The sequence below is a fragment of the Mycobacterium sp. 050128 genome, from assembly GCF_036409155.1.
GTDB lineage: Bacteria > Actinomycetota > Actinomycetes > Mycobacteriales > Mycobacteriaceae > Mycobacterium.
On the sequence record NZ_JAZGLW010000020.1, the window covers coordinates 1 to 10,347 of the forward strand.

At 65.5% G+C, this 10,347-nt stretch carries 11 protein-coding genes; 6 read left to right on the forward strand and 5 right to left on the reverse strand.

The window, feature by feature from the left end; translation table 11 throughout:
• Positions 1 to 96: 96 nt before the first annotated feature.
• The 4 genes from SKC41_RS31335 (at position 97) to SKC41_RS31350 (ending at position 4,785) form a co-directional block, all read left to right on the forward strand.
• Entirely contained in the window at positions 97 to 837 is a 741-nt protein-coding gene (locus SKC41_RS31335; RefSeq protein WP_011894084.1) for a TnsA-like heteromeric transposase endonuclease subunit, read from the forward strand.
• Positions 838 to 960: 123 nt separating this feature from the next.
• Positions 961 to 2,925: a Mu transposase C-terminal domain-containing protein gene (locus SKC41_RS31340; protein WP_005148662.1), complete on the forward strand. Its 1,965-nt coding sequence runs from the start codon at positions 961 to 963 to the stop codon at positions 2,923 to 2,925.
• On the forward strand, positions 2,913 to 3,941 hold the full coding sequence (locus tag SKC41_RS31345; protein ID WP_005148661.1) for an ATP-binding protein: 1,029 nt from the start codon (positions 2,913 to 2,915) through the stop codon (positions 3,939 to 3,941). The genes SKC41_RS31340 and SKC41_RS31345 overlap by 13 nt, the downstream gene beginning before the upstream one ends.
• Before the next feature lie 412 nt (positions 3,942 to 4,353).
• Positions 4,354 to 4,785: a hypothetical protein gene (locus tag SKC41_RS31350; protein ID WP_225503056.1), complete on the forward strand. Its 432-nt coding sequence runs from the start codon at positions 4,354 to 4,356 to the stop codon at positions 4,783 to 4,785.
• 136 nt (positions 4,786 to 4,921) lie between these two features.
• On the opposite strand, the gene SKC41_RS31355 is transcribed toward SKC41_RS31350, so the two are convergent.
• From SKC41_RS31355 to merA, 5 genes are read right to left on the reverse strand one after another with little or no spacing between them, the layout of a single operon-like run.
• A complete protein-coding gene (locus SKC41_RS31355; RefSeq protein WP_024444598.1) occupies positions 4,922 to 5,770 on the reverse strand; it encodes a cytochrome c biogenesis CcdA family protein in 849 nt (282 codons plus the stop codon).
• Positions 5,767 to 6,267, reverse strand: coding sequence for a TlpA family protein disulfide reductase (locus tag SKC41_RS31360; RefSeq protein ID WP_225433764.1), 501 nt, complete (start codon positions 6,265 to 6,267; stop codon positions 5,767 to 5,769). The genes SKC41_RS31355 and SKC41_RS31360 overlap by 4 nt, the downstream gene beginning before the upstream one ends.
• Before the next feature lie 46 nt (positions 6,268 to 6,313).
• Positions 6,314 to 6,604, reverse strand: a complete 291-nt coding sequence (locus tag SKC41_RS31365; RefSeq protein WP_005148657.1) for a hypothetical protein — start codon at positions 6,602 to 6,604, stop codon at positions 6,314 to 6,316.
• A 32-nt stretch (positions 6,605 to 6,636) separates the two neighbouring features.
• Positions 6,637 to 7,278, reverse strand: coding sequence for an organomercurial lyase MerB (gene merB / locus SKC41_RS31370; protein ID WP_005148656.1), 642 nt, complete (start codon positions 7,276 to 7,278; stop codon positions 6,637 to 6,639).
• A 26-nt stretch (positions 7,279 to 7,304) separates the two neighbouring features.
• Complete coding sequence (gene merA / locus SKC41_RS31375) at positions 7,305 to 8,708, reverse strand: mercury(II) reductase (protein ID WP_005148655.1); 1,404 nt, start codon at positions 8,706 to 8,708, stop codon at positions 7,305 to 7,307.
• A 56-nt stretch (positions 8,709 to 8,764) separates the two neighbouring features.
• Between merA and SKC41_RS31380 the strand changes: the two genes are divergently transcribed.
• On the forward strand, positions 8,765 to 9,154 hold the full coding sequence (locus SKC41_RS31380; RefSeq protein WP_005148625.1) for a heavy metal-responsive transcriptional regulator: 390 nt from the start codon (positions 8,765 to 8,767) through the stop codon (positions 9,152 to 9,154).
• Positions 9,155 to 9,292: 138 nt separating this feature from the next.
• Positions 9,293 to 9,934 (forward strand): cadmium resistance transporter, encoded by a 642-nt coding sequence (locus SKC41_RS31385; RefSeq protein ID WP_079481877.1) that lies wholly within the window; start codon positions 9,293 to 9,295, stop codon positions 9,932 to 9,934.
• Positions 9,935 to 10,347 lie beyond the last annotated feature (413 nt).

Here is a 10,347-nt window from a genome sequence, read left to right on the forward strand (position 1 = left end):
TGTCCGTTCTCATTGATTCTGGGGCATTCTCATTGAATCTGGGGTAAGTGCGTGTCTTTCTCATTGAATCTGGGGCACGAGGCTTAGCGTTTATGTGTGCTGACGTCGGCTGTTTCGGCTGGGCCAGGTGTAGCGAGTGCAGTGGACTTGGAGTTCAACACCCGCGAGGGATGCACGCGGCAATCGCTGGACCGATGTGCTGCAACCCGGTTTGAGTTGGACTGTTCACCAGTGCGGAATTTCCCCTCGTTTCGAGGTCAGCGTAACTTTCCCGGGCTGTGGTGGTTCGCCACAACCGGCGCACATGTAGGTCACGAGTCCTGGGTAGAACGTGACCAGTTGATGGCGTTGGATGCCGATCCGGATGTTGTTGGTGTTCTGTCGCAACCATTTTGGATTCATTGGCGTGACGGCACGCGGCATGCTCCTGACTACTTCGTGCGGCGCCGCGATGGATCTGTCGTCGTAGTCGACGTTCGTGAGGACGACCGGATCTCTGACGCTGATCGGGACGTGTTCGATCGGTCTGCCGCCACGTGCGCGATGGTCGGTTGGGATTACCTGCGTGTCGGTTCCCTCGATCCAGTGCTGCGGGCGAATCTACGTTGGTTGTCGGGTTATCGGCATCCGCGAGTATTGAAGATCGGTTTGGCTGATCAACTGGCGGAGGTCTTCGCTCGGGTCCGTCCGTTGATGGCTGGTGTGCACGCGGTCGGGACTCCTTTGGTGGTGCTGCCCGTACTGTTTCATCTGCTCTGGCACGGCCGTTTAGTTGCCGATCTGCAAGGAGCGGCACTTGGCGACGACACGGCGATTGGCCTCGGGACCGGGTGGTGACCTGACGTGCGAACGGGTGTCGTCCGAGAGGGAGACGAAATCCGTTTATCAGCAGGTGTTTTCACCGTCGTAACCCTGTCGGGCGGATCAGCTCGACTGGTTGACGCTGTCGGCGAGCAGATTGTGGTGCCGCTCTCGCAGCTGATGGTTGATCCGGCATTGGAATTGGTGTCGGGGTCGCGACCGCCACTGTGTTCTGAGGAAATGCTGGCTGGCATTCCCGAGGCAGCCGTCGAGCAAGCACGGTGGTGGGAGCGCCACATCGTGGAGATCCTCAGCGGCCGCCCGCCTGGGACGGCCGCGGGCATTCGTCCCCGCCCAGAGTTCGACACGGCGAAACGATCTCTGCGGCAGCGTGAGCTGGCCAAGTTGGACGAGCTGCGTGCCGCCGGCCACGACGTGAGTCGGAATGCGTTGCAGCGTCGCCGATTTGCCTACGAACGGGACGGGCTCCTGGGAGTGGTTGACGGGCGCCATAATCGGCGGCGCGCGGTATTCGGCCGTGTGGACGACCGTGTCGTCGCCGCGGTGCGGGATGCGATCGAGGGCGAGACCGACCTGTCAACGGGAACGGTGCAGCGTCTGCAACGGCGGGTCGCCAAGACGCTGGTGGCCACCTATGGTGCCGACGACGCGCCCGCGATGCCGTCGCAGCCCACCTTCTACCGGCTGGTCAAGCGCCTCGCGGAAGGACGGCACACGTTCGGGTCAGCACGGACGCGGCGATCGCTGTCCAAGCAGCCCGATGGCCCATTCGGGTCGATCACCGTGGTGCGCCCCGGCGAGATGGTGGAAATCGATTCAACCCTTCTGGATGTACGGGTAGTGCTCGATGACGGCATGGTAGACCGAGTCGAGCTGACTGCGATGGTCGACAACGCTACGCGGTCCATCCCGGCCGCGGTGCTGCGACCGACGACCAAAGCAGTGGACGCGTCACTGCTCTTGGCGCGGGCATTGACGCCCGAACCGATGCGCCCGGGATGGGCCGATGCGCTGCGGATGTCCCGGTCGGTACTTCCGCACCACAGCCTGACCAGTGTCGATCAGCGCCTGGCCGATGCTGCGGCCAGGCCGGTGATCGCTCCCGAGACGATCGTCTGCGATCACGGGAAAGCGTATCTGTCCCAAACATTTCGGCAAGCGTGCTGCACATTGGGGATCAATCTGCAGCCGGCTCATCCCGACTGCCCGACCGATAAGCCGAAGATCGAGCGGACATTGCAGTCGGTGGGCACCCTGTTCGCACAGTACGTGGCCGGTTACGTCGGTTCATCGGTGGAGCGGCGTGGGAAAAACGCCGAGGACGACGCGGTGTGGTCGATGATTGAGCTGCAGGCGCTGCTGGACGAGTGGATCATCGCGGTGTGGCAGAACCGCCCCCACGATGGCCTGCGGGATCCGGTGACGCCGGGGAAAGCGTTGTCTCCCAACGAGAAATACACTGCCCTCGTTGAGGTGGCTGGCTATGTACCGGTCCCACTGGACGCCGACGACTATATCGAATTGCTTCCCGTGCAGTGGCGCACAATCAACAGTTACGGGGTCCGGATCAACCATCGCACCTATGACGCCAAGGCGCTCAACCCATACCGGCGCCAGCATTCCGGGGTCGATGCCCGTAACGGACAGTGGGAAGTGCACTACGACCCGTATGACGTGTCGAGGATTTGGGTGCGCAATCACCACGAAGACGGATGGCTGGCCGCGACGTGGACGCACCTTCGGTCCTCGCCGGTGCCGTTCGGCGAGACACTGTGGCGCCACGCCCGCTCCGTAGCCGACCGCAGAGGGGCCCAGAAGACCCAGGAAGCGGAGATTGCGGCCATCGCGGAGGACTTGCTGGACCGCGCCGCCGCTGGGCCGCAGCAGCAGACGAAAGCCGAGCGCCGAGTGACTGGACGGACCAGCGCCGCGAGCGCCGGCCGGGACTGGCCGGACCCGACGGAATCATCCGAACATCATGGCCCGTCACCGTCGGAACGGGCCGCCGACAACGAGACTTTCGACGATGACGGCGAGATGGCGGAGGTCATACCCCTGCCGGTGTTTGATGCACGCAAGGAGGCCCAAACGTGGCGACTGTGACCGAGATTGCGGCGGTGGGTCAGTTAGAGGATCGCCGCCAGCCGACCACGACGCTGGAGGGCTGGCGGCGTTTTGTTGATGCCGATCCGCCGGAGTTCACGTTGCTCGCCGACGACGAGTGGGCCAGCCTCGGTGAGGACGAGCGGACGGCCTACAACGAGGCCCGGGTTGCGCATCATTCGGAGCTGGTGGTGGTCACCACGTCGGCGATCGAAGCGATCACCCATCAGGGCCGGCTGTTGACATTGCTCAACCAGCGCGAGATCGGGGCCCGGCGCGGGCTGATCATCTCCGGCGGGGCAGCGACGGGGAAAACTACGGCGATCAAGCAACTGGGTCGGTTTCACGAATTGCGCACCCGTGCACGGTTTCCCGGCGATGAGAGCCGGATTCCGGTGGTGTATGTGACGGCCCCGCCGAAAGGGTCGCCCCGCAAGTTGGCGATGGAGTTCGCACGGTTTCTGGGGCTTCCCACGCTCAATCAGCGGATGAACGTGACCGATATTTCCGATGCCGTGTGCCAGGTGCTCATCGATGCCCGTACCGACATCGTGGTGGTCGATGAAATCCACAACCTCAACCTCGACACCCGCGCCGGCGAAGAACTGTCCGACCACCTCAAATACTTCACCGAGCATCTGCCTGCGACATTCGTTTACGCCGGGATCGAAGTGGAACGCTCGGGGCTGTTCACCGGCACGCGGGGACGGCAGTTGGCCGGCCGTTGCGGGGTGATCCACACCAGCGCATTCCCCGACGCCAAGGAGTGGCGACAACTCGTCGCCGCCATGGAAGGTACCTTGCGTCTGCATCGACACGAACCGGGAAGCCTTGTCGCCCAGGCCCGTTACCTGCACCGCCGCACCGGCGGGATGATCGGCAGCCTGGCCCACTTGATCCGGGCTTCAGCAATCCAAGCGATGCTCGACGGCACCGAGCACATCACCCGCGAGGCCATGGACGATATTTTGATCGACTACGCCGCCCACACGGCCGCGGCCCGCACGGCCAGCTGACGTGGCAACTGTCAGGCCGTGGCCGCGCGGACCACGCCAGCGGCTCCCGCGAACGATCGCACCGTTCCGTTGGGAAGCCGTATCGTCCTACATCGACAGGCTGGCCCGCGCCAACCATATCGGCGTCTCCACACTGCGCGGCCATGTCGCCGAATCATGCGCAGCCCGGCCGCGACCGGACTGGTTGGCCGTCGTCAGCGGCCAACCTGAGCAGGTAATCCGGTCCCGTCTCTGCGGGCTTGCTGGCGACCCCACCGCGCTCAAGCAATATCTCCGCCGCCCTTTGTGTCAAAGATGTATGGCACGCAAGGGAATACACGAACCCGTCTACTGCTACCTGCCTGCACATGTCTCCGTATGCCACCGTCACCGACGCTGGATCGGTTCACCAACGCGCGTTCTTGACGACCAGGTGGATCTTCGTGACCGGCCCACGGTGCTCAGTGCCGGGCGCACGCATCGGCGCTTGGCCCGTCAGTATTCAGAGGTCGACCTTCATGACGCCTTGGGCGACGCCCGCCACATCCTGGTCTTCTGGGCTCACGCAGAGCGTCACGTGGCGGCGGGGATTCTGCAGAATGGCCTAGAAGCGCACGTGGTGGCCTACCCCGATGTGATCGCCGTAGCCGCAACATTGCTCACAGCTCGCCCTCGGGTTGAACAGCCCAGGACGCCAACGGAACCCGCCTGGCCGACGCTACTGCTCGACCGCATCAACGAACGCACCGGCGCCCACCATGCCGACGCCACCCCCGTCGAGCAATGGGCGCAGTACCGACGCCTATTCGCCACTGCCGTATTGACGACACGCTCAGACGGCGCAGAACTGGCGTGTCGCGCTTAGGGGTCGGCAGTCTTGAATGTGCCTTATCAGTAAGGCACTTGTGGTGTGCATCTGACTGTGTCCGACGGTTGTATCTATCGGCTTTCTAATCGTTAGGGACAGTGGTATCTGGCTGGGTGTATCGGCCGGTGAATCATCACCGGCGGCGCTGCTTGCCGGTGATTGGCCGGCGGTGGGTGGTCCAGCACGCGGCCACCGCGCTGACCACCACAGCGAAGGCGGCAATGACGCTGGCCGGGAGGGCGTGGTCCTGCAGCCATCCGGTCGCGGTGGCCGACCAGCCGGTGAGCAGGTTGCCGCCGCTGGCGGTGTGCCCGGTGGCCGCGGGCAGCCAGTACCACGCGAGGTAGGCGCCGGTGGCGATGAGGACAACGGCGGTGACGCGGGTCCCGTGGCGGGCGAGGATACCCAGATGCCGGGTCAGGGCCGTGCCGGCGATGGCGGTGCCGACGCTGACCAGCATCAAGATGGTGGCGGCACCGGCTGTGTATGCGGTGAACACTGCCAGCAGACCGCCCCATCCGCTGGTGGCCTGGGCCTGGGCGATCACCGCGAGCAGTACCCCGAAGGTGCAGGACAGTGACGCCAGGGCGTAGCCGATTCCGGCCGCGAGCACACCACCGGCTGTTGGGGAGTCCGGCCGATGACGCGTCCGGGCAGGCATACGCAGACCGATGGTGCGGCCGGTGAGCATGAAGCCGCCCAAGATGGCCAGGGTGAGCCCGATCGTGATCCCGAGCCAGGGAGCAGCCGTCACCAGGGTCCGGGCACCGGCACTGATCGCGATACCGGCGAGGGTGAGGGTGCCGGTGAACCCGATGGTCAGGACGGCCCCGGTGCGCAGTGCCCGGGCCAGCCGCACGAGCACCGCATCGGTGCCGCCGGTGGCGATGGTGCCGGTGATCCACGCCGGTAGCAGCGCGAACCCGCAGGGGTTGACCGGGGCGAGCATGCCAGCGGTAAACGCGAGCGCGAGCAGGTTCACCGTGCGGCGCTGCTGCCGAGGGCGGCCAGGATCTGATCCTGGGACGGGGCGTGGCCGCGGTAGCTGATCTGCCCGGACGGGTCGATGACGAGGGCGGTGGTCGGCGCGGTCACCTGGTAGCGGCTGGTCAGGGCCCCGTTAGTATCGACGACCGCGGGCAGGCTGGTGCCGCCGATCTGGTCCAGGAAGTGGCGAACATCGGCGGGTTTCTCGGTGGGGACGATGTCGACGGCTAGGAACTTGGCGCTGCCTCCGGCTTTCTCCACGGCCGCCCGAGCAGCGGCCAGGGATTTACCGCCGCCGACGCATTCGCCGCACCCGTAGGAGAAGAACAGGATCGCGGTCGGGGCGGCAGCGGGCAGTTCGACGGTTTTGCCGTCCACCGTGGTCAGTGTCGCCGCCGTCGCCTGGGTTGTGGCGTTGGCGTGTGGCGGTGAGGTCGGATTGCTGGTTGTGGCCGATTGGCCGCACGCGGTCAGCGCGCCCGCTGCCAGCATCACAGCCGTAACGCCCGCCCACCTGTGGGGTGTAAACGAACGCGTTTCAGACATTGTCGATGCTTCCTTTCGTCAGGTCGTCGAGCGTGTGCGTCGCGGGTGAATGGCTGTCGGCGGGACAGCAGTGATCGCCGCGTTGACCGCGGCGGGCGAAGGCGACCACAGCCGCCAGCAGCAGCGCGACGGCTGCCCCGATGACCCATGGATTCTCGAGCAGTCCACACACGGCGGCGAGCGCGCCGCCGGCGATCAGGACTGGCGCGGCGCAACACAGGGCCGTCACCAGCACCGCTGCCGCACCCAGCAGCACGGGATTTCTTCGTGGACGTTGATTCATTGATTTCTCCTCATCAGGTTGGGTGCGGCTGGTCAGCTGCAGCAGCCGGGGTGGGCAGTTGGCGGGGTATGGAGCTGGGTAAGGATTTGTGTGGTCAGGGCTGCGCCGAGTTGGTGGGCCTCAGCGACGCTGACGATCTGACCTTCGGGGTGCTCGGCGAGCCACGGCGCGGCGTCCTGCGCGCAGGTGAAGTAGTGCACCTGGTTGCAGAATGAGGACCGGATCGAGGTGAGGTCGTCGGGGTTGACCAGCGAGACCACCGCGGTCTCGGGCTGCACGCTGGTGACACCGTTTTCGCCGACCGAGACCCTGATCGGGTGCCCGCTGACGGGTGATTCGGATTCGATGCTGGCGGGCCGGTCCAGGATGGTGGGAAAGATGAGGGTGTCCAGGGCGCACCAGGTGTAGAGCTCTTGGCCGGCCACGGTGAATCGGTGGCGGGTCGGGCGCAGGGTCAGGCCCTGGCCGACGATGCGGCCCTGCTCGTCGTATTCGGTGTCGGGTACCGCGGCCAGACGCCGGGTCACCTCGTCAACCGGGAGGCCGACGGCCGCGGCGAGCGCCTCCACGGTGACCGGCTCGCCGGCGGCGAGCAGCCGCAGCAACGGCACCAGCATCGTCGGGTCGAGCCCGGACTCTTCCGGAATGGTCAGGCGGTCAAGGAAATTGGGCATCAGGAACCTTTCGAGTGAGCCATGCGTCAGGATGCGCAGCAGGACAGTCGGGACATATCGGCGCTGAAGGACTGGGCGGCGATTTTGATGCCTTCGGCCATGGTCAGATACGGGGCCCAGGACCCGGCGACCTGGTCGACGGTCATCGCGGCGTCGAGGATGTAGACCGCGGCGGCGGCGATCTCGCCAGCATCCTTGGCGACGGCGGTGATGCCGTGGATGCGGCCGGTGCCGGCGTCGGCGACGAGTTTGATGAAACCGCGGGTGTCTCGGTTGACCACCGCACGCGGCACATGTTTTAGCGGCAGCACCCGGCAGTCGCACCGTGTCCCGGCGGCGAGGAGCTCGGCCTCGGTCGTCCCGGCCGCACCGACCGCGGGGCTGGTGAACGTCACGCGGGGCAGATGGCGGTAGTCGACCCTGCGGCCGGCGTCGGTGAAGATGTTGTCGGCGACCATCGCGCCGTGATGGGCGGCGACGTAGACGAACTCGCGGTGCCCGGTCACGTCGCCGGCCGCCCAGATCCGTGGGTTCGACGACTGCAGCCCGTCGCTCACCACGACCTCGTTGTTCTCGCCGGTTTTGACCTGCACCGCTTCGAGATTCAGGCCGTCGGTGTTCGGACGGCGGCCGGTGGCGACGAGGACTTTCGCGGCACGGAACTGCTGCGTTCCGCCGGTGATGGTCGCGGTGACCGTGACCTGATCGTCGGCCTGCTCGACCTCGCTCACCGTGGCGCGGCGCACCACCCGGATGCCGTCGTCGGCGAACACCTCCAGCAGCGCCATGCCGACTTCCGGCTCTTCCTTCGATGCCAGCGTGGAGCGGACCAGCACCGTCACCGTTGACCCGAGCCGGGCGAACAGTTGCGCCTGCTCCAACGCGACGTAGCCGCCGCCGATCACCAGCAGCGACTCCGGGACCTCGGTGACTTCCATCGCGGTGGTCGAGGTCAGGTAGGCGACGCCCTCGAATGCGGGCGGGATGACTGGGTTCGCGCCGGTGGCGATCAGGTAGTGCTCGGCCTCGATGGTGGCATCGCCGACCTCGATGACGGGCGCGTCCGGGGTTCCGGCGAACCGCGCTTGGCCCTGAATGCGCTGCCAGCCATACGATTCGGCCACGTTGAGGTACTTCTCTGAGCGCAGCGACTCCACCAGATCGTGCGTGCCGGCGATCAGGGCCGCCATGTCCACCGGGCCGGCCGTGGTGGCGATCCCCGGGAACCGGGCAGTGTCGGCTGCGGTATGCCGGGCCTCGGCCGCTGCGATCAGGGCCTTTGACGGCACGCAGCCGGTGTTGACACACGTGCCACCGAAGATGCCGCGCTCGATCATGACGACGGACTTGCCGAGCGCGGTAGCGCGGATCGCCGCGGCCATCGCCGCGCCGCCGGAACCGATGACCGCGAGGTCCAATCCCTGACTCATGCACCCATCCTTGACCTTCAAGTAGGCTTGAAGGTCAAGTGTTCTGAGGAGACATCGTGAGAATCGGGAAGCTCGCCGAGGCGACCGGGGCCACCACCGCGACGCTGCGCTACTACGAAGACGAAGGCCTGCTCCCGCCCGCCGAACGTTCCCCGGCGGGGTATCGCGACTATGCCGCCGACACGATCGCCCGGGTCGGCTTCATCCGACGGGGACAGGCCGCCGGGTTCAGCCTCGCCCAGATTCGGCAGATCCTCGACATCCGTGACAGCGGCCACGCGCCGTGCACGCACGTGCGCGACCTGCTCGACATCCGACTGACCGACCTCGACGAGCAGATCAGCGCACTGGTGGCACTGCGCGAGACCATCGCCCGGCTGCGGCAGGGCGCCGAAAGCGTCGACCCGGAATCATGCAGCGCCGATGACGTATGTCGATACCTCTAGGAGCCACCTCCGTGGCACCGGAGGCATGTATTTCGTCAAGTCCGTTGACCCCGGCAGTCGTCATGAATTTCCGCCCCACTGGAGGTCGTTGGTGCGCGGGAGCGCGGGGCCTGCTGAGCAGTAGGCTCACCCGATGCGGTGGGATTTCACTCGAAGCTGGTCGCATTGGCCGTGCTGAGCCCAGCCACACTCGTTCAGGCGATCGCCACCTTCGCCATCACCAATATCGACGACATCGTGGTCCTCGCGGTGATGTTCGGCCAGGCGCCCGGTCATCGTGGCGCAGCCATCCGAGTGACCGCCGGTCAGTACCTCGGCTTCACCGCCATCTTGGCAGTTTCGGTCGGCGGCGCACTCCTGGGTGCCACGCTGCTTCCTCCAGCCGCACTGCCGTACTTCGGGCTGCTGCCCATCGTGTTGGGGCTGCGGGCGGCATGGCTGGCCTGGCGGGATCGCCGCACCCAACCGGCGCCGACCGATGATCCCGCAACACTGTTGACGCCTGGCACCTGGCAGGTCGCAGTCATCACCTTCGCCAACGGCGGCGACAACATCGGCGTGTACGTTCCGATCTTCGCCGTCTCAACGATCGCCACCATCGGTGTTTACATCATCGTGTTCCTCATCGGTGTGGCCATCTGGTGCGCGGCCGGCCGATATTTCGCCTCCCACCCGATCATCGCCAAAGCACTCTCACGCTGGGGCCACATCGTTCTGCCCGTTGCACTGATCACAATCGGGGCCCTCATCCTCATCAAAGGCGGAGCGTTCGCCCTCTAGCTCGGAGCAACTTCACCACTCAGGGCCAGGAGGCGCTCCTGCATCGGCATGTGTTGGCGTTCAACCACTTTGGTGATGTCCCGGCCCGTATCCGCTATGACAATCTAAAACGGGCGGTGGCCAAGGTGCTCAAAGGCCGCAGCCGGCACCCGAACTACCAACACGAGCGAGCGCACCACAGAATCATGATCGTGTGTCACGAGAGACACGATCACAGTAGTTATACCGAAGACGTACCCGAGCCAACGGAATCGACAGGAGACCATTCCGGCTACCCTGCTGCGCTCGCAGCCGGGCGCGGAAGCAGGGTAGCCCCAGATTCAATGAGAAACGTCGCGATCGAAATTCTCATCCAATCTGGGGCAATGCAGGTCAGACTAGTAAATGTGCCCCAGATTCAATGAGAACGGACA